This window comes from Salegentibacter flavus, from assembly GCF_900115145.1.
Classification (GTDB): domain Bacteria; phylum Bacteroidota; class Bacteroidia; order Flavobacteriales; family Flavobacteriaceae; genus Salegentibacter; species Salegentibacter flavus.
The window spans coordinates 150,282-170,309 of sequence record NZ_FOVL01000003.1 but is presented as its reverse complement, the minus strand read 5'-3'; the positions used below and the strand labels follow the sequence as shown (position 1 = coordinate 170,309).

The 20,028-nt window shown below is 39.3% G+C and carries 16 protein-coding genes; 4 read left to right on the top strand and 12 right to left on the bottom strand.

The genetic code is table 11. The features are described 5' to 3' along the window. Window positions 1–155: 155 nt before the first annotated feature. The 4 genes from BM266_RS04275 to BM266_RS04255 all read right to left on the bottom strand — a co-directional run bounded on the left by BM266_RS04275 (window position 156) and on the right by BM266_RS04255 (window position 7,959). Complete coding sequence (locus tag BM266_RS04275) at window positions 156–1,937, bottom strand: AMP-dependent synthetase/ligase (RefSeq protein WP_093406290.1); 1,782 nt, start codon at window positions 1,935–1,937, stop codon at window positions 156–158. Window positions 1,938–2,194: 257 nt separating this feature from the next. Continuing rightward, window positions 2,195–5,851 carry a phosphoribosylformylglycinamidine synthase gene (purL, locus tag BM266_RS04270; RefSeq protein WP_093406288.1) on the bottom strand — a complete coding sequence of 1,219 codons (3,657 nt, stop codon included), beginning with the start codon at window positions 5,849–5,851 and terminating at the stop codon, window positions 2,195–2,197. A gap of 113 nt (window positions 5,852–5,964) precedes the next feature. Further along, the gene (locus BM266_RS04265) at window positions 5,965–6,531 is read right to left on the bottom strand and encodes a hypothetical protein (protein WP_093406285.1); all 567 of its coding nucleotides are present in this window, start codon (window positions 6,529–6,531) and stop codon (window positions 5,965–5,967) included. Between the two features lie 213 nt (window positions 6,532–6,744). Further along, window positions 6,745–7,959 (bottom strand): RsmB/NOP family class I SAM-dependent RNA methyltransferase, encoded by a 1,215-nt coding sequence (locus BM266_RS04255; protein WP_093406280.1) that lies wholly within the window; start codon window positions 7,957–7,959, stop codon window positions 6,745–6,747. 198 nt (window positions 7,960–8,157) lie between these two features. Between BM266_RS04255 and BM266_RS04250 the strand changes: the two genes are divergently transcribed. Next, a complete protein-coding gene (locus BM266_RS04250; protein WP_093406436.1) occupies window positions 8,158–9,213 on the top strand; it encodes a WD40/YVTN/BNR-like repeat-containing protein in 1,056 nt (351 codons plus the stop codon). Between the two features lie 66 nt (window positions 9,214–9,279). On the opposite strand, the gene BM266_RS04245 is transcribed toward BM266_RS04250, so the two are convergent. The 7 genes from BM266_RS04245 to BM266_RS04215 form a co-directional block, all read right to left on the bottom strand. Continuing rightward, complete coding sequence (locus BM266_RS04245; RefSeq protein ID WP_093406433.1) at window positions 9,280–9,738, bottom strand: hypothetical protein; 459 nt, start codon at window positions 9,736–9,738, stop codon at window positions 9,280–9,282. Between the two features lie 7 nt (window positions 9,739–9,745). Continuing rightward, entirely contained in the window at window positions 9,746–10,267 is a 522-nt protein-coding gene (locus BM266_RS04240) for a hypothetical protein (RefSeq protein WP_093406277.1), read from the bottom strand. A gap of 32 nt (window positions 10,268–10,299) precedes the next feature. Continuing rightward, complete coding sequence (locus BM266_RS04235; RefSeq protein WP_093406275.1) at window positions 10,300–10,845, bottom strand: RNA polymerase sigma factor; 546 nt, start codon at window positions 10,843–10,845, stop codon at window positions 10,300–10,302. 377 nt (window positions 10,846–11,222) lie between these two features. Then, on the bottom strand, window positions 11,223–13,046 hold the full coding sequence (locus BM266_RS04230; RefSeq protein WP_093406272.1) for an ABC transporter ATP-binding protein: 1,824 nt from the start codon (window positions 13,044–13,046) through the stop codon (window positions 11,223–11,225). A 12-nt stretch (window positions 13,047–13,058) separates the two neighbouring features. Continuing rightward, a complete protein-coding gene (locus BM266_RS04225; protein ID WP_093406270.1) occupies window positions 13,059–14,789 on the bottom strand; it encodes a phospho-sugar mutase in 1,731 nt (576 codons plus the stop codon). A 48-nt stretch (window positions 14,790–14,837) separates the two neighbouring features. Further along, window positions 14,838–15,797, bottom strand: coding sequence for a glycosyltransferase family 2 protein (locus tag BM266_RS04220; protein WP_093406268.1), 960 nt, complete (start codon window positions 15,795–15,797; stop codon window positions 14,838–14,840). A 3-nt stretch (window positions 15,798–15,800) separates the two neighbouring features. Next, window positions 15,801–16,331 (bottom strand): DUF4199 domain-containing protein, encoded by a 531-nt coding sequence (locus tag BM266_RS04215; protein WP_093406266.1) that lies wholly within the window; start codon window positions 16,329–16,331, stop codon window positions 15,801–15,803. 152 nt (window positions 16,332–16,483) lie between these two features. Here BM266_RS04215 and BM266_RS04210 point away from each other — a divergent pair, with 152 nt between their 5' ends. The 3 genes from BM266_RS04210 to mtaB all read left to right on the top strand — a co-directional run bounded on the left by BM266_RS04210 (window position 16,484) and on the right by mtaB (window position 19,531). Next, window positions 16,484–16,735 carry a type B 50S ribosomal protein L31 gene (locus BM266_RS04210; RefSeq protein WP_093406431.1) on the top strand — a complete coding sequence of 84 codons (252 nt, stop codon included), beginning with the start codon at window positions 16,484–16,486 and terminating at the stop codon, window positions 16,733–16,735. A 157-nt stretch (window positions 16,736–16,892) separates the two neighbouring features. Beyond that, the gene (locus BM266_RS04205) at window positions 16,893–18,065 is read left to right on the top strand and encodes a GlmU family protein (protein WP_093406263.1); all 1,173 of its coding nucleotides are present in this window, start codon (window positions 16,893–16,895) and stop codon (window positions 18,063–18,065) included. A gap of 134 nt (window positions 18,066–18,199) precedes the next feature. After that, window positions 18,200–19,531: a tRNA (N(6)-L-threonylcarbamoyladenosine(37)-C(2))-methylthiotransferase MtaB gene (gene mtaB / locus BM266_RS04200; protein ID WP_093406261.1), complete on the top strand. Its 1,332-nt coding sequence runs from the start codon at window positions 18,200–18,202 to the stop codon at window positions 19,529–19,531. On the opposite strand, the gene BM266_RS04195 is transcribed toward mtaB, so the two are convergent. After that, a complete protein-coding gene (locus BM266_RS04195) occupies window positions 19,528–19,830 on the bottom strand; it encodes a GNAT family N-acetyltransferase (protein ID WP_093406258.1) in 303 nt (100 codons plus the stop codon). The genes mtaB and BM266_RS04195 overlap by 4 nt on opposite strands. Window positions 19,831–20,028 lie beyond the last annotated feature (198 nt).

The following is a 20,028-nucleotide window of genomic DNA, read 5'->3' as shown; positions in this document are numbered from 1 at the left end:
TTGATTCCCAAAGTTAAGAAAAAATATTATGCACGCATAATAAATCAGCAAAAATCGAAAGGTAGAAGAGGGGAATCTTAAATTTAAGGGAATTACATAAAAAAACTCTCCTTTTAGGGAGAGTTTTAACTGGAATTTAATAAAAACTTTATCGATTAATCATAACCGTAAATCTTGTTGTACTTGTCTTTATAGATTTCTTTAATATTTCTACGTTTTAGTTTCATAGTAGGCGTGAGGTGGCCTTCATCTATTCCCCAGACCTCTGGAGTTAGCTCAATGACCTTTACTCTTTCCCATTTTCCGAATTTCTCGTTATAGAAATCTACCTCTTCCATAATTCTTTCTTTTACGCGGTCACTTTCGGCGATGACTTTATAGGAACCGTCTCCCAGGTCAATATTTTTCCTTTTCGCCCATTCCTGAATAAATTCGAAATTAGGCTGAACCAGTGCTGCCGGCATTTTTTCACCGTCGCCAATAACCATAATCTGCTCGATAAAACGGGATTGCTTCATCGTGTTTTCCAGCACTTGAGGTGCTACATATTTTCCGCCTGAAGTTTTGAACATTTCTTTTTTCCGATCGGTAATCTTCAGGAAACCATCTTTATCCAATTCTCCAATATCTCCGGTATGAAAGAAATTATCATCATTTATTACTTCCTTGGTTTTTTCGGGCTCTTTGTAATAGCCTAACATTACGTTTGGTCCTTTGCAGAGAATCTCCCCATCTTCGGCAATTTTTACCTCAACATTTTCAAGGGGTTTACCAACAGTACCAATCCTGAAGTTATAATTACGCTGGTCGTTAACCGCAATTACGGGCGAGGTTTCTGTTAGGCCGTAACCTTCCATTACCGGAATTCCTGCGGCGGCAAATACGCGTGCTAGTCTAGGTTGTAAAGCTGCCGATCCCGAAACTACGAGTTCAATATTACCACCTAAACCTTCTTTCCATTTAGAGAAAATTAATTTTCTGGCAAGTTTAAGGCGGGTTTCATACCACCAACCGTTTGCCTCATAAGGTTCATATTCTAAGCCCAGTTCTACAGCCCAGAAGAAAAGCTTTTGTTTGATTCCTCCTACGGTAGAGCCTTTTGCTATTATTTTATCATAAACTTTTTCCAGAACTCGAGGAACGGCAGAGATCACGTGAGGTTTCACTTCCTTAAGGTTATCGCTAATCTTCTCGATAGATTCTGCAAAGTGAATAGAAACTGAATAATACTGATATAAATACAGAATCATTCTCTCAAAAATATGGCATACGGGAAGAAAACTCAGTGAAACATAAGTTCCAACCTCGAAGGGAACACGTGTGGCACTCCCCAATACATTACTTGTAATATTATTATGTGAAAGCATAACCCCTTTTGGTCTTCCGGTGGTACCGGAAGTATATATAAGGGTAGCCAGATCATCTGGCTTAACAGCCTCCTTTAGTTTTTCAACTTCTTCCTGATTGCTTTTATCTTCACCCAGTTCCAGAACCTCTTTCCAGTTTTTACATCCCGAAATCTCATCGAAGCTATAAACTTCCTTGAGTCTTGTGTTTGACTGTATAGATCTTACTTTTTCAAGAACTTCAGTATCTGATACGAAACAATAAGTAGCCTCACTATGGTTAAGAACGTATTCATAATCTTCCTCAGAAATTGTAGGATAGATCGGTACGTTTTGGGCACCAAGTTGCAAAACACCAACGTCAAGTACATTCCATTCGCTTCTGTTTGTGGTAGAGATCACTGCTATCTTTTCATTGGGTAATACCCCCAATCTCAATAAACCACGGCTAATTTTATTTGCCTGATCTATGTATTGTTTGGTTGATAGGGACTTCCACTGTCCGTCGTATTTTGTTACCAGGGATTTTTCCAGAGGAAAGTTTTCCAGCTGATAATATGGAAAGTCAAAAAGTCTTTTGGGTTGGTTCATTTGTGTGGTATTAATAAATCCCTTGCAAAATAGGAAAATTGCAAGCTATTTCAAATTGAATTTTTAAAATAGACAAAGATATATTAAGAAGTATTGAAAAAACTTAATGAAAGAAGACCGATTAAATTAAATTCAAACATTATTATAATAGGCGTAAGCCTTTGTAATAAATTTAAAATCAATTCATTGTGTTTTTTATAAAAATAAAAAACCCCGTAGAGAATTTTTCTACGGGGTTCGTTTTAAAAAGAAATTAATCATTTCTTATCCAGCCATTTTCTGGCATTTACAAAAGCTTCCAGCCAGGGGGAAACTTTATCTTTTCTATCTTCAGGATAATACGCCCAGTTCCATGGGAAAGTAGAACGTTCCAGATGAGGCATCATCACAAGGTGTCTTCCTGTTTTATCGGTAAGCATGGCAGCATTGTAATGTGAACCATTCGGATTTGCAGGATAACCTTCATAGCCGTATTTCGCCGGAATATCATACTGCTCTTCTTCATAAGGGAAACTGAATTTTCCTTCTCCATGAGCGGCCCAAATTCCCAGTTTGCTACCTGCCATATTTGAAAGCATCACTGAATTGTTTTCCTGAATTTCTACGGAAGTGAAGTTGCATTCAAACTTATGGGATTCGTTATGGAGCATCTTTGGCTTTTGATCATGTTCGGCATTAATCAAGCCTAATTCAATAAATAACTGGCAGCCGTTACAAACACCCAGGGACAAAGTATCTTTTCTTCTGAAGAAATTCTCCAGTGCTTCTTTAGCCTTATCATTATAAAGGAAAGCCCCCGCCCATCCTTTTGCGCTTCCCAGCACATCAGAATTAGAGAATCCTCCCACAGTTGCGATAAATTGTATATCCTCAAGAGTTTCCCGACCCGAGATCAAATCGGTCATATGTACGTCCTTCACATCGAATCCTGCGAGGTACATTGCCCGCGCCATTTCCCGTTCAGAATTTGACCCTTTTTCTCTAAGGATGGCCGCTTTTATTCTGGTTCCTTCGAAGGAAGGGAGTTGGCCGCTGAAATTCTTCGGAAAATTGAATTCCAGTGGTTGCTTTTTATAATTGTCATAACGCTCGGTGGCTTTATCTATTCCGCTTTGTTTTCTGTCCAGAAGGAAGGAAGTCTTGTACCAGATATCTCTCAATTCCGGAATATTAAAGCTTAGCTTTTCTTCCCCGTTTATGATGGAAACCGTATCTCCTTCAATGACTTTTCCAATTTTAAAGAATTCGATGTTTTTTTCTTTCAGAATAGCTTCAGCAGAAGCATCTTTTGCTTGAAAAATAATTCCGCAGTTTTCACTGAAGAGCAGTTTAACCGAATCTTTTTCATTCAGGGATGAAAGATCAAATTCCGCTGCAAGATCTACATCTGCAAAACACATTTCCAAAAGACTGGTGATCAAACCTCCTGAAGCCACATCGTGGCCGGCAAGAATTTGGTCGTTTTTGACAAGACTTTGAATTGCATTAAAAGCTTCAGCGAATTTTTTATCGTCTTTGATAGTTGGGACTTCATTTCCCACTTTATTAAGAATCTGGGCAAAAGAAGATCCCCCAAGTTTGAAGGAATCCTGAGACAAATTGATATAATAGATAGCTCCACCGTTTTTCTGTAAAACAGGTTCCACAGTTTTGCTGATATCATCACAATGCCCCGCCGCTGAAATAATTACTGTTCCGGGAGATATAACTTCACCATCCTTATATTTTTGCTTCATAGAAAGCGAATCCTTCCCGGTAGGCACATTAATACCCAGGGAGATCGCGAAATCTGAAACTCCTTTTACCGCCTCATATAATCTAGCATCTTCGCCTTCATTGTTGCAGGGCCACATCCAGTTTGCAGAGAGAGAAATAGATTTTAAACTCTTCTCGAGCGGTGCCCAAACAATATTGGAAAGGGCCTCAGCGATAGAATTTTTTGAACCGGCAACAGGATCAACCAGTGCCGAAACAGGGGAGTGGCCAATGGAGGTGGCAACCCCTTCTTTTCCGTTGTAATCCAGGGCCATCACTCCACAATTATTTAGTGGAAGTTGCAAAGGACCGGCAGTTTGCTGCTTGGCCACACGGCCCGAAACACATCGATCTACCTTGTTGGTAAGCCAGTCTTTACAGGCTACAGCTTCCAGCTGAAGCACCTGTTCTAGATATTCGTATATTTTATCGGACGCATAATTTACTGCATCGTAATCTCTTTGAACGGTTTTATCGGTCATAACGGTTTGTGGCGAACTCCCGAACATGTCTCCAAGCTCAAGATCCATCGGTTTTTGCCCGGATTTTTTCCCTTCAAAGGTGAATCTATGATCGCCGGTTACATCTCCAACTTCGTATATTGGTGAGCGTTCCCGATCGGCAACTTTGTGAAGAATTTCCAGATTGCTTTCCCCAATTACCAGTCCCATGCGTTCCTGGGATTCATTTCCAATAATTTCTTTTGCTGAAAGGGTTGGATCTCCAATGGGTAAAGCATCCATGTCAATTTTGCCGCCTGTTTCTTCTACTAATTCGCTAAGACAGTTCAAATGTCCCCCGGCTCCGTGATCGTGGATAGAAACAATTGGATTTTCTTTACTTTCCACCATTCCGCGTATGGCATTGGCGGCGCGTTTTTGCATTTCAGGGTTGGCTCTTTGAATAGCGTTTAACTCTATGCCGCTGCCAAATTCGCCGGTATCGGCAGAGGACACTGCGGCACCCCCCATCCCAATGCGGTAATTTTCACCTCCCAGAACTACTATTTTATCGCCTTTTTTCGGAACGTCTTTTTGTGCCTGGTCTGCTTTTCCGTAGCCTATTCCACCAGCCAGCATAATTACTTTGTCGTAGCCCAGGCTTCGGTTATGCTCAGCATGTTCGAAGGTGAGTACAGAACCTGCGATAAGTGGCTGCCCGAATTTATTTCCAAAATCTGAAGCACCATTTGATGCCTTTATTAAAATATCCATAGGGGTTTGGTAGAGCCATTCCCGCTCGGCCATTCCTTTTTCCCAGGAACGATTTTCATCCATCCTGGAATAAGACGTCATATAAACAGCGGTTCCTGCAAGCGGTAAAGAGCCTTTTCCACCTGCAAGCCTGTCCCGAATTTCCCCACCACTTCCGGTTGCAGCGCCATTAAAAGGTTCTACGGTAGTTGGGAAGTTATGGGTTTCAGCTTTTATCGATATTACTGAATCGAAATCCTTGTTCTCATAATACTCTGGAACATCGGGTTTTTTTGGTGCAAATTGCTGCACGCGTGGACCTTTTACAAAGGCTACATTATCTTTATATGCCGAAACAATGTCGTTTGGATTTTCTTCTGATGTTTGCCTGATCATTTTGAAAAGGGAAATAGGTTTTTCTTCTCCATCAATCACGAAAGTGCCGTTGAAGATCTTATGACGACAGTGTTCTGAATTAACCTGAGAGAATCCGAAAACTTCAGAATCGGTTAGTTTTCTTCCTAATTTTTTAGCCAGATTTTCGAGGTAAGTTACCTCCTCCGGATTTAGAGCCAGTCCTTCTTTTTGGTTATAGGCTTCGATATTATCGATTTCCATGATTGGTTCAGGATTGATATGAATATCGAAAATATCCTGGTCCAGTTTTTCATATTTCTGAGAAAGCATAGGATCAAAATCGTGAAAATTCTTATCCACTTTCATAAACTCCTCGATGCGGATTATGCCTTTTATTCCCATATTCTGGGTAATCTCCACGGCATTGGTGCTCCAGGGCGTAATCATGGCGGCACGGGGCCCAACAAAAAAATCTGCCAGGGCAGATTTGTTGAGTTCTTGGGTATTTCCGAAAAGCCAGTTTAATTTAGTGATGTCTTGCGCCGAAAGGGTGGTATGCGTTTCTACCGCATAAACCTTGGCAGATTGGGTTCCGAAGAAAAGGATCATTCCAGGTTGTTTTGTGTTGTTTGAGAAAACACAAATTTAGGTTTTTTCAGGAGAATACATATGTGAATTATTGTGATTTTTAACTATCAATACAAAGCCTTAAATCCTGATAATTAATATTTCCCTAAATCATCGATGGTATTAAGTTCCAGGACTTCCCAATGCTGATTATTATAGGTTTTGGAAGGTTCGGTAATAGATTTTTTTCTTCGCAAAGTCTGGTCTTTCGCAAAATCATCAGCATTAGCAGTCTCGCCAATTACATCGATCAATTCTCCATCTTTGAAAAGCCCGATAGGGTCGTTGCCGTTAAAATCAAGTGGAGAACCGGTTTTTAGTTGATCGGCATTTTCGATTAATTCAGGAATATCAGCCGACTCATTTGAAATTACAAAGACATCGTTTTTAGTAATTTCTCCGGTAAGCATAAGTTCGCTCATCCAGTCGCCACTGCCATTTTGCTGTTTTTTAATGGAATAAGTTTCGGCTTCCAGGTCAATGGTTTCCCCGGTTAGGTTTACGATTTCCAGAGCTTTGTTGAAAGAGCTACCTTCAATATATTCTGAAAAGAAAATTTCATCAGAAAATTTCTCTTCTGCTTCGAGTGGAATTTCTAAAGCCGGATCTTCATCAGAACATGCAAATAATAACAGGAGAAAGGGAAGAAGTAGTTTTTTCATTTGTCTATAATTTTAATCCCAATTTGCCAATTAAGCACAAGCTCATAACCATCCGCCTGGTTGTTGCCATTTTTGGGTCCAGCAGCGTGCTGGTTTCATATTCTGAAATTAAAAAAATTCAAAACGAAAAAGAGTTTCCTATAAAAAACGGGTAAAATCACCCAAGGGTTTTTCCCCTGGGAGTATTTTTAAGGCAGCAAAAATGAACTGAGATTATTCCTTCTTTTCCAATAGGGCCATATAAAATCCGTCAAATCCTGTTTCTGAAGAAAGAAGCTTTTGGTCCTTTACCAACTTGAAGTCCTTACCTTCATCTGAAGCCAGGAAGAATTCTACCTGCTGCTGATTTTCAGAAGGGAGAATAGAACAGGTGGCATAGACCATTTTACCTCCTGGTTTCAGGATTTTGGAATATTTGGCGATAATTTCAGCCTGCGTCTTTTTAATATTATCTATAAACTCAGGTTGCAATTTCCATTTGGCATCAGGATTTCGGCTAAGGACTCCAAGTCCGCTACAAGGGGCATCAATTAAAACCCGATCTGCGGTGTTGTATAATTTCTTGATGACTTTGGTGCTATCAATTTCGCGGGGTTCGATGTTGTGAGCTCCGGCCCGTTTGGCACGACGTTTTAATTCCTTAAGTTTATTTCCGTAGATATCCGTAGCGATTATCTGGCCTTTATTTTCCATAAGTGCGGCCAGGTGAAGTGTTTTTCCTCCGGCACCGGCGCAGGTATCTACTACGCGCATTCCGGGTTTTACCTCCAGGAAATGAGCGACGAGTTGAGAAGAGGCATCCTGCACTTCAAAAAGTCCGTCTTTAAAGGCCTGAGTTTGGAAAACGTTGGCCCGCTCTTCTAACTGTAAAGCTTCAGGATAACCTTTTATTTTGTGGACAATGATTTCTTCTTCTTTTAATAATTGCTGAAGTTTTTCGGGTGTGGTTTTCAGGGTGTTTACCCGAAGTAGCACAGGCGCTTGTTGGTTTAATGCAGCGATTTCTTTTTCCCAGGTTTTTTCTCCCAGTTCGGCTACGCCTACTTCGTCTAACCAATCCGGAATAGACTCGCGCATTTTCCTGATTTTACTCAGGCTGTCAAATTTACCTTTAATTCGGCGGGTTGGTGTTCCTTCAAATTGTGGCCAATCGGGTAATTTTATTCCGCGAAGTGTGGCCCAAACGGTAAAAATTCTAAATAGGTTTTCGCGGTCAAAGGGTTCTTTAACCTCGGCTATTTCAGCATAAAGCCTTTTCCATCTCACGATTTCGTAAGTGGTTTCAGCAATAAAACCGCGATCCCGAGCTCCCCAGCGTTTATCGCGCTTTAGGGTTTTTGCTATCACTTTATCGGCATAAGCGCCTTCGTTGAAAATTTCTGAAAGGGCATCAAGGGTTGCAAAAACCAAATTTCTGTGTAAACGCATAATCAAATTTTAAGGCTGCAAAGGTAGGTTTTTTTACTCGATAATCGAGATTCAGAAAATCCAAGGTTTAGTTCTAAATTCAACTATTATCTCAATTTTGGTTATCTCGTGAGCTTGTTCTGTGGCAGTTTATCTTCAGAAAAATTTATCTTTGGTCAAAATCCCTTAAAGGGCACTATGACCGAAATTAAATTCCAAATGAAAAAAATACTTTTCCTTGCCTTATTGCTAAGCTTTTCCTGCAAATCTGATAAATCAGAAAAATATGAAACACCTGAAGCGAAGGAATTCAGCAGTGTTGAGATCGAAAATATTTTTGAAGACGATTCTTTAAGTATTCGTGCCATTGAGATCATAGGAAATAATCTGGCTTTTGCCGCAAATAAAGGAACTTTCGGACTTTTTAACAGTCAAACAGGAGAAATGAAAACCGGAGCTTTAAAAGACGGAGATTATATTCCTGAATTCAGAGCCGTGGCCAGCACTAGTAATGATGTATTTGTGTTAAGCGTAGGTAGCCCCGCTTTGCTTTATAAAACGGGAAATTCCGGGCAAATGGAACTTGTATATCGCGAAGACCATGAAAAAGCTTTTTATGATTCTATGATCTTCTGGAATGACCTTGAAGGTATTGCAATGGGAGATCCTACAGGAAATTGTTTATCTGTGATCATTACACGGGATGGGGGAGAGAGCTGGGAGAAAATACACTGTAGTGTGTTGCCGGAAGTTGCAGAAGGGGAAGCCGCTTTCGCTGCCAGTAATTCTAATATCGCTGTTGTTGGCGATAAAACCTGGATGCTTTCCGGAGGAAAAAAATCCAGGGTGTTTTATTCTCCGGATAAGGGGGAAAATTGGGAGGTGTTTGAGACCCCGCTTATTCAGGGAAAAGAAACCACAGGTGGATACAGCATAGATTTTTATGATGAAAATAAGGGAATAATCATAGGTGGAGATTATACCAATCCCGATGATAATTCGGCCAATAAAGCAATTACGATCGATGGCGGTAAAACCTGGAAATTAGTTGGAGAAGGACAGGAACCGGGCTATAAAAGCAGTGTAAGATATGTGCCAAACAGTGAAGGTAAATATGTACTGGCCACCGGATTTACAGGAATTTCGTATTCCACTGATGGGGGGGAGCACTGGGATCAGCTTTCAGACGAAAGCTTCTTTACGCTGAGGTTCCTGAATGATTCTACTGCTTATGCAGCAGGTAAAGGAAGAATATCTCGACTAAATTTCAAATAAAAAAGAACCCCGGAAGATTTCTCAACCGGGACTCTAACTACTAACTAACCAAAAAACTAAATATTTTTATTCTTCCTGGGTTTTATCGCGATCTTTTTTAGCGCGATATTCCTTAATTAGCTTTTTATGGAATTCATCTTCCAGTTTATGAAGTTTGATGATATCCTGAGCTGAAATAATTTTTCTAAGTTCCCGAAAAAGCTCCTTTTTTATTACGTATTCTTCTCTTTCTACATCAAGATATTCCTGAAGCATTCCATTTGCCTGATCTTCACTAATACATTCTGGATTACTTAAGTCCATATTTACGTGTTCCCGGCGGTGCAGATCTTTTCTCTTGGCTTCATAATCATTATAAATGGGCCAGAATTTTTCGGCTACTTTGGTACTTAAGTTAAGCTCCTGAGTAATATAGGCGGTTTTCAGGGCTTTAATTCGTTCCCGGTGAGCTTCCCTGTCTTCAGATTGCGCCTGCAATTGCATAAAGGCGGGAAACATTAGAAATAATACTATAATTTTTTTCATAATCTCTTTATTCAAGAATAAATGTGGGGTCTTCTACATTTTCTTCCAGATAATCCAACATCGCTTCTGAGTTAACTTCATTAAAATTAGAATCGTCCACTACAATTCCATCGTTAAAAAGGAACCCTGAAATTTCTGTAGTAGTAAGGTCTATATTATTATCGTCTATATAATTCTCCAGTACTGATAATTCTATGTTTTCCCAGGAATCTACAGGAGCCGGATTAATATAAAGCGATCCTGCAAGGGCAATAATTATAGCTGCTATACTTGCAGCATATAACATGTATTCCTTTTTAAATAGCGGAATAATTTTAGGTTCTCGTGAAGCATTCCCTGGTAATTTAACTTCAAAGCTTTCAAAATAGCCTTCCGGAACCTTAAAACCGGAACCTTCAATATTATTCAGAACTTTTTCAGATTCAGAATGTTGGACCATATCCAATAAATCCCTTTCCAGTTCCTCAAAATAATTTGAAGGAACTGAAAAACCCGGGTCATTACGATATGATAATTTCTTCTTCTTCATTTGTTTTTTAGACTCCAAATTTCATTAAAGGTTTAATTCTTTTTTAGATACTCTTCTATTTTCTTTACTGCAATATGGTATGAGGCTTTTAGGGCTCCTTCGCTGGTATCCAGAATCTCTGCTATTTCACGATATTTCAATTCCTCAAAATACTTCATATTAAACACCTGTTGTTGCTTTGGGGGTAGGCTTGCGATGGCTTTCTGAAGTTTCAACTGAATCTCATCTCCCTCAAAATAAACATCACTTTCCAGGTTGGAGATCAAATGGTCTTGTAGTTCCTGTGAACTTATTTGTGATCGTTTAGCTTTTTTATTAAGAAAGGTTATTGCCTCATTGGTGGCAATGCGGTACATCCAGGAGTATAACTGGCTTTCTCCTTTAAACTGATTTATGTTTTTGTAGATCTTTAGAAAGGTATTCTGAAGCACGTCATGGGTATCGTCGTGATCCTTGACCATATTCCTTATATGCCAGTAAAGTCTTTCTTTATATAGACTAACAAGCTCTTTAAAGGCGGTCTCGGCTGAAGCTTTTTCCTTTAAACGTTGTATTAACAAATTTTCGGAGTTTACCAATGGGTTTGGATTTAAGTTGGATTCCCATTTAAAAAGGCTAAAGGTATATAAATCTTTAAATTTGATGAATTATACTCAAAGTAAATATTATGTAGGATTTTACCGCTGATTATAAAGACACATATCGATTAAAAACAAAAAACATCGATTAAAGGTGAAAAAATATTTGGAATATTATTATATTGAATTATATTTACATTATCAAAATGATTTAATCTTTTTTGCCCCAATGAAAACGAATTAAATCTTTCTTTTATTTTCATTTGCCCCAAGATGAAAATAATTTCTGAAAAATGGATGAAGACCTACTTTCATCCATTTTTTATTGATTTAAGTTTAAGCTGAATTTATAGGTTTCAGAAAGTCAAACATTCTTATTAATCGAAGGACTGCATTTCCACAAGTTTTTGGTAAGTTCCTTTCTTTTGAAGTAATTCAAGGTGTTTACCTTCCTCAACGATCTCTCCCTTTTGCATCACTACAATCTTATCAGCATTTTGGATCGTAGATAGGCGGTGAGCTATAACAATAGAAGTTCTGTTCTTCATCATATTCTCCAGGGCCTTTTGTACCAGTTTTTCACTTTCGGTATCCAGGGCTGAAGTCGCCTCGTCGAGAATCATAATGGGCGGATTTTTAAGTACCGCCCGTGCGATAGAAAGTCTTTGTTTTTGTCCACCGCTTAGTTTATTTCCGGCATCGCCTATATTGGTTTCAAGGCCTTTTGGGAGATCCTTTACAAATTCCCAGGCATTGGCAATTTTAAGTGCATCAATTATTTCTTCGTCAGAAGCATCATCTTTACCAAGCCCAATATTATTTCTTACAGTATCATTGAATAGAATAGAGTCCTGGGTGACCAAGCCCATAAGATTTCTTAATGACTTCTTGGTCATATCTTTTATATTGATCCCATCAATGCTGATGCTACCCTCATTAACATCATAAAAACGCGTGATTAGGTTTGCGATTGTAGATTTTCCGCTGCCCGACTGCCCGACCAAAGCCACGGTTTCACCCTTGTTTACTTTTAAATTGAACTCCCTCAGGACATTTTCCTCTTCATATCTGAAGCTTATATTATCTATTTTAATATTGTCTTCAAAATCTTCTTTGATAACCGCGTTGGGTTTATCTGTAATTGTAGATGGAGTTTCCAGAACCTGCAGAATCCTTTCGGCTGCGGCATTTCCTTTTTTAACTGAGTAAGAAGCTTTAGAGATCTGCTTTGCCGGAGTTAATATATTATAGGCCAAACCTAAGAATGCGATAAAAGTAGCCGCATCCAGACTGCCTTCGACCAACACCATTTGGCCACCGAACCAAAGAATTATAACTATTACGAAGATTCCTAGAAATTCACTTGCAGGCGAGGCAAGGTTCTGACGGTTTATAAGTTTATTAAGAATATGGTTCAGGCGATTTGTAGAGGCCTGAAACCTGTTCTGCATTTTATCCTCGGCATTGAAACCTTTTATGATCTTCAGGCTGCTAAGGGTTTCTTCTACCACCGATAGAAAATAGCCGTTTTCCTCCTGGGCTTTATGCGATTGCTTTTTTAATTTCTTTCCAATCAGCGAAATAATGAAACCCGAGATAGGTAAAAACACGAAAACGAAGATGGTGAGTTTGGCACTCATCATCAACATTGCGATGATTGTGAAAATTATTGTAAGAGGTTCTCTTACAATGAGTTCTAAAATTGAAAGAAAAGAAGTTTGAACTTCATTTACATCGGCAGTAATCCGGGAGATGGTATCGCCCTTTCTTTTTTCAGAAAAATAGGAAACGGGTAGGGCAAGAATCTTTTTATAGAGCGCATCCCTAACATCTCTTAAAACACCATTTCTTAAAAAAGTAATGAAATATGCAGCCAGATAGCCAAAAATATTCTTCAGTAGAAATAAGAGCACCACTATCCCGCAAATAAAAAGAAGGGCCGAGATCTCATCTTCGGCCACCTTCTGTGTTACTTGATAATTAAAATATCCGGTTACATAATCTTTTATTCCTCCCAGGCCATCCCATACCGGTTTTGCAGTCACCCTTTTGGTTTTGTCAAATAGAACCTGGATTACGGGAATTAATGCGATAAAAGACAGGGTGCTGAAAACCGCATAAAAAATGTTGCAAATAATATTCAATATGGCGTACCTCTTATAAGGTATGGCATACTGAAGAATTTTTCGGAAATAACTCATATAGATCGGCGATTAGCCTAATTGTAATTCTTTCTTGATCCTTTCTATTTTTTCAGCCAGTTTTTGATTCTCTGCATCAAAATTTTCTATAGAATCCAATTGAGAATTTACGCTGATGTAAAATTTGATCTTTGGTTCTGTACCACTGGGACGGGCCGCTATCTTAGTGCCATTCTCAGTATAATAAATAAGCACATTAGATTTCGGGATTTTGATCTCATCTTCAGTATGATCCTGAAGGTTTTTAGCCCTGGAAGCCTGGAAATCTTCAATTAAAACAACTTTTTCTCCGTCAATTTCTTTCCAGGGATTTTCGCGAAGATCAATAAGCATTTGTTTGATTTCGGCTTCGCCTTCAATTCCCTTTTTCACCAAAGCGATAAGTTCTTCACGGTATAGACCATATTCGGTATAAAGTTTTAAAAGTTGTTCGTAAAATGAACTTCCATCAGCCTTCATTTGTGCTGCGATTTCGCAAGCCAGTAGGGTAGCGGTAGCCGCATCTTTATCACGAACAAAATCGCCAACCATATAGCCGAAGCTTTCCTCCCCACCACCAATAAAATCGAGAGATGGATTATCTTTTATAAGTTTTGCGATCCATTTAAAACCGGTTAAAACCTCGTGGTATTGAACGCCGTAATCTTCGGTGATATTCTTCAACATTGGCGTTGAAACTATGGTAGAAGCAACAAAAGAATTATCTGATAATTTTCCCTGTTTTTTATGTTGTTCCAGCAGGAACCAGGTCATTACCAGCATAGTCTGGTTTCCGTTAAGGAGTATCATTTTACCATTTAAATCACGTACGGCAACGCCCAAACGGTCGCCATCCGGGTCGGTCCCGATTACGATATCTGCATCTTTTTCTTCAGCGAGTTTAAGCGCCATTTCCAGGGCTTCCGGCTCTTCAGGATTTGGGGATTTTATCGTAGGAAATTGTCCGTCTGGTTTTTCCTGTTCTTTTACGATAAAAACATTTTTGTATCCTGCTTTTTCCAATACCTGCGGATTAACAGTGATGGCAGTTCCGTGTAGGGAAGTAAAAACAACCTTTAGAGCATCTTTTGCTGAAGCCGGAGTATCGAAGCTTCCGTTTTTAACTGAAGCATTTTGAAAAGCTTCATCAACTTCCTTATCGATACTATGTATTAATTCGGGCCTGGCCTTAAATTTTACTTCATCAAATTTCAGATTATTGATAATATCTATAAGTTTGGCGTCTTGTGGCGGCACCAATTGGCCACCATCCTGCCAGTAAACTTTGTAACCATTATATTCCGGCGGATTATGGCTTGCGGTAAGCACAATCCCGGCGTGGCAATCCAGGTATTTTACAGCAAATGAAAGTTCCGGAGTTGCCCGAAGCTCAGAAAAGAGATAAACTTCAATGTCATTGGCCGAAAATACTTCTGCAACCATTTGTGCTAGTTCCTTAGAATTATTGCGGCAATCATATGCAATTGCTACTTTAAGTGTTTCACCCTTGAATTCACTTTTCAGCAAATCTGAAAGGCCCTGAGTGTTTTTACCGAGGGTATATTTATTGATTCTATTGGTGCCGACGCCCATGACACCTCTCATTCCACCTGTTCCGAAGGCTGCGTTTTTATAAAAACTTTCTTCAAGTTCCCTGGGATTATTATCTATTAGATCGTTGATACGGGTTTTGGTGTCCTCGTCGAATATATCGGTGAGCCAGGCTTTAGCTTTGGCCAGGATTTCGGGTTTAATTTCAGACATGATTAATTATTTTGCTTAACAAAAATAAGAATTAATGCTCTAACAGAATTATAAATTAGGAGTGGTTTTATTAATAAGGTACTGCTCTTTTTCCCTTTTAGAACGCAGGATTAGTTCTCCCAGGAAGCCTGCAAGGAATAGTTGTGAGCCAATTATCATTACGGTTAAAGCGATATAGAACCAGGGGTTAAGGGCTACAAGAATATTCGGTTCGTCGTGGTACATCTTCCATAGTTTAGAAATCCCTATCCAACCGGCGGCAATAAACCCAAAGAGGAACATTAAAACTCCCAATGCGCCGAAAAGATGCATTGGGCGTCTCCCGAATTTAGAGAGGAACCAGATGCTTATCAGGTCTAAAAAACCATTAATAAACCTTTCAGCACCAAATTTGGTCGTGCCGTATTTTCTGGCCTGGTGTTTTACTTCCTTCTCGGTTATTTTAGAAAAACCGGAGTTTTTAGCCAAAACAGGAATATAGCGATGCATTTCTCCGTAAACATCTATGTTTTTTATAACCTCACGGCGATAGGCTTTCAATCCGCAGTTAAAGTCGTGAAGTTTTACTCCTGATGTCTTTCGGGCTGCTGCATTAAAAAGCTTTGAGGGAAGGTTTTTAGTAAGAACGTGATCGTAGCGTTTCTTTTTCCATCCTGAAACCAAATCGTACTTGCCTTCCTTAAGCTTTTTGTATAGCTCAGGGATCTCTTCAGGGTTGTCCTGGAGATCGGCATCCATAGTGATGACCACATCCCCCTGTGCACGCAAAAAACCAGCGTGTAAGGCCTGGGATTTTCCGTAGTTTCTATTGAATTTTATGCCTTTTACGGCAGCATCGTTTTCAGAAAGAGCTTCAATTGTCTTCCAGGAATTATCGGTACTTCCATCGTCAATGAAGATGATCTCGTGAGAAAAGGAATTGGATCGCATTACTTTTGCGATCCAATTATATAATTCTACCAGAGATTGTTCTTCGTTTAATAATGGTATAACGATAGATATTTGCATATTCTAAGCTTCGTAAGGATTCTTATTTTTCATTATTAATCCTGTTACCAGAGAAATAAGGAAACCAAAGAACAAACTTCCGATAATTGCAATTGCCATCATAATCCAGGGCGAAGAAAATTTTTCATTCATAGCCATTGCATCATCAATTTGAGCGTCAGTCATATTTGGAAAGCGCTCCAGCATTACCTCGCGTTGCATATCTGCCATTTGCATCATATAATCAGGTTCGATAACCATCATTAAAAGCAGCTGCCAGATCGCGCCAATAATTCCTCCTACAAGAGCGATTCCAAGTCCTAATTTTAAGGCTTCAGTAAGTGAGAGGTAACTTTGATTGGCTATTTTGTATGTTCTTATTCCAAGAACGATAACCACTACCATAATCAGGAAAGAAACTATACTAAAGTAAAAACTGGGATTTAAATAGGCGTTAGTGACATACATAATCACCCCCAGAACCACCGATAGGATTCCCAAAAGGACCCCGTAATTAATAATAATTCCTTTTGAATCTGTCTTTTGAATTTCCATAATTTATAAAGATTGGTTAGATAGCGGTTAGTAAACAAATATAGCAAAACGTTACATTCGCAGGTGAAATTAAAAATATTTTAGTCAATGCTATTGCATTTATAATTGAATTGCCTAAATTTGCACTTCCAAAAATAAAAAAGAACAAAGCGATGAAGCAGGGAATCCATCCGGAAAATTATAGATTAGTGGCCTTTAAAGACATGTCAAACGAAGATGTGTTTATCACTAAATCTACCGCCAATACCAAAGAAACCATTGAAGTTGATGGTACTGAATATCCTTTGGTGAAATTGGAAATTTCAAGAACCTCACACCCATACTACACCGGGCAAACCAAGTTGGTTGATAGTGCAGGTCGAATTGACAAGTTTAAAAACAAATACAAGAAATTTAAGAAATAAGTTTTTTGTTACCTATTATACAAAAGTCGTCTAAGCAATTAGGCGACTTTTTTTTATCATTTTATGTTCTGAAACCGCCAGTAATTAACGGCATTTTAAAAAAGGATACTTTTCAGTTTTAATTTTACTTGTAACTTTGAGCCCTAAATTTGTGCGGATGAATTATATATTATTTGACGGTTCCGCCAGGAACCGCTTACTCCCTTTTACATTTACAAGGCCCGTCGCCGATATTAGAGTTGGAATTCTCACTATTCGGGAAAAATGGGAACATGTATTACAGTCTACTACTTCTACAATTACTGAAGATTATTTAGCTGAAAAATGGCCAATGGTGGAACTGGAGGAAAATGTAATGATCAATGCTTCTTTTTTACCAACCCCTGAATTTATACTGCAGATAAAAAGCCTGAAACCCAATCAGGCGATTTTTCATGAAGAAGATATTGTGGCCTTTCACGCTTATGAAGATCAGGAGGTCGCTTTGGAGGATTATGAGCAATTAGAATTGGCTGAAGGAGTAATTCAGATAAATCATAGCTGGGATATTTTTTCCAAAAACGGACAGGCAATAGAAGCAGATTTTGAGCTTTTAACCAAAGACAGAAAATCCCAACCCATTCACAAATCGAATTATGTTAAGAATCCCGAACGAATATTTCTGGAAGAAGGGGCCGAGGTTGAGAACTGTTCGCTAAATGCCTCTTCAGGACCAATATATATAGGTAAAAACGCGAAAATCCTTGAAGGTAGTCTCATGAAAGGTGCTCTGGCAGTTTGCGAGGGGACTTTAGTAAAAATGGGCGCTAAGATCTACGGACCTACTACTTTAGGACCTTATTGCAGGGCCGGAGGAGAGATCAATAATGCCGTTCTTTTCGCTAATTCCAATAAAGGGCACGATGGATATTTAGGAAATTCCGTTCTCGGCGAATGGTGTAACCTTGGAGCCGACACCAATAACTCCAACCTGAAAAATAATTATGCTGAAGTTCGCATCTGGGATTATGAAACGGAAGGTTTTGCCAAAACCGGACTGCAATTTTGTGGTCTTCTAATGGGCGACCATAGTAAATGTGGAATAAATACCATGTTCAATACGGGAACTGTAGTTGGGGTAAGTGCCAATATCTTTGGAGCCGGATTTCCACGAAATTTTGTGCCTAGTTTCAGCTGGGGTGGCAGCGGAGGGATGACAACTTACAAAACCCAGAAGGCCTTTGAGGTTGCAGAGATCGTGATGCAACGCCGAAACGAAGAGTTTTCCGAAGAAGATAAAAAGATCCTGGAACACGTTTTTGAAGAAACCAGCAAGTGGAGGAGAGGCTAATAAGATTTTGAAATTCCACGATCATTTTCAATTATTCCTGATTCCAATCTCTTTACAGGTTTTCTTAAAAGGATTAAAGTTGGTATATTTGCAGCCCTTAAAATCGATTAACCCAAACAGAAACAGGCAGATGTATGGACAATAAGAAGGTGGCATTTTATACGTTGGGTTGCAAGCTCAATTTCTCAGAAACATCAACAATTGCCCGTTCCTTTAAAGATGAAGGATTCCAGCGCGTTGAATTTGATGAGAAGGCTGATATCTATGTAATCAATACCTGCTCGGTTACCGATAATGCCGATAAGCGTTTTAAAACCATTGTAAAACATGCTCAAAAGACAAATGAGGATGCTTTTGTTGTAGGTGTAGGATGTTACGCCCAGTTGAAACCAGAAGAACTTGCCGATGTAGATGGGGTAGATCTTGTTCTTGGAGCCACCGAGAAATTCAAGATTACCGATTATCTGAACGATCTAACCAAGAATGAGCACGGGGAAGTGCATTCCTGTGAGATCGATGAAGCCGATTTCTATGTGGGAGCCTACTCATTTGGAGACCGAACCCGTGCATTTTTGAAGGTACAGGATGGTTGTGATTATAAATGTACTTATTGCACTATTCCATTGGCTCGTGGCATCTCACGCAGCGATAAGCTCGAAAATGTGCTGAAAAATGCTGCTGAAATTTCAGCAAAAGGAATAAAGGAGATCGTTCTTACCGGTGTAAATATCGGAGACTACGGAAAGGGTGAATTCGGAAATAAAAAACATGAACACACCTTTCTCGACCTGGTAAAAGCCCTGGACGAAGTAGAAGGAATTAAGCGTCTAAGAATTTCTTCCATTGAGCCTAATTTGCTTAAGAATGAAACCATAGATTTTGTAGCTCAGAGCGAAACCTTTGTACCTCATTTTCACATTCCGCTGCAGAGTGGCAGTAATGAGATCCTGAGGCAAATGCGTCGCCGCTACATGAAGGAACTTTATGTAGACCGGGTTGCCCGAATAAAATATACAATGCCCGATGCCTGTATAGGCGTAGATGTTATTGTTGGCTTTCCTGGTGAAACAGATGAACATTTCCTGGAGACCTATAATTTCCTTAACGAATTGGATATTTCCTACCTGCACGTCTTTACTTATTCTGAAAGAGATAATACTCCTGCAGCTGAAATGCAGGAAGTTGTTCCCACTAAGGTCAGAAAGAAACGAAGCAAAATGTTAAGGGGTCTTTCAGCTAAAAAACGCAGGGCTTTTTATGAAAGTCAAATAGGCAACCAATTTACCGTTCTGTTTGAAGGTGAAAACAAAGAGGGCTATATCCATGGTTTCACCGAGAATTACGTGAAAATTAAAGCTCCCTGGGATCCAGAACTGGTAAATACTCTTCACCATGTCAAGCTGGAAAAGATCGATGAAGACGGTTTGGTTCGTGTGCAGTTTATTTCGGAACCGCTACCGGCTTAGATGTTAATTCCAACCGGGAGCAGGTCTTTGTAAAGTCTTTTGTTTTTTCGCATATATTTCGCAACCTCAGGGCTGGTAGGCATCACCCTGGTATTTCGTTCCTTGATTTCTTCCAGAACAGCCTTGATGAAAGGCTCCATATAGCCTTGCTCTTTAAGCACATCAGACATTTGCAATTTGGTCAGAAATATTTTTCTTTCTTGTTGGACGTATTCTATCGCGGCCAATTCGTTGTTTATGCTAACTTCAAATTGTCTTAGGAATTCATTATCAGTAATTTTCAAATCTTCAGCATTCATCACTTTAGGGATTTTAGTCCGGTCTTGCCTGCGCAGGAGGGGAGTGGAAACAATTCAGATGTTTCCAGGTTATCACAAAATTTTTAGATTGGTTGGTGGGTTTTTTTTCAGAATAAAATAAAAATAAAGCAGGTTTTCTCCGGAATTCAGAAGATCCCGGAATTGGGAGTGCGTTCTTCAGAAGAATCTTCATTATTT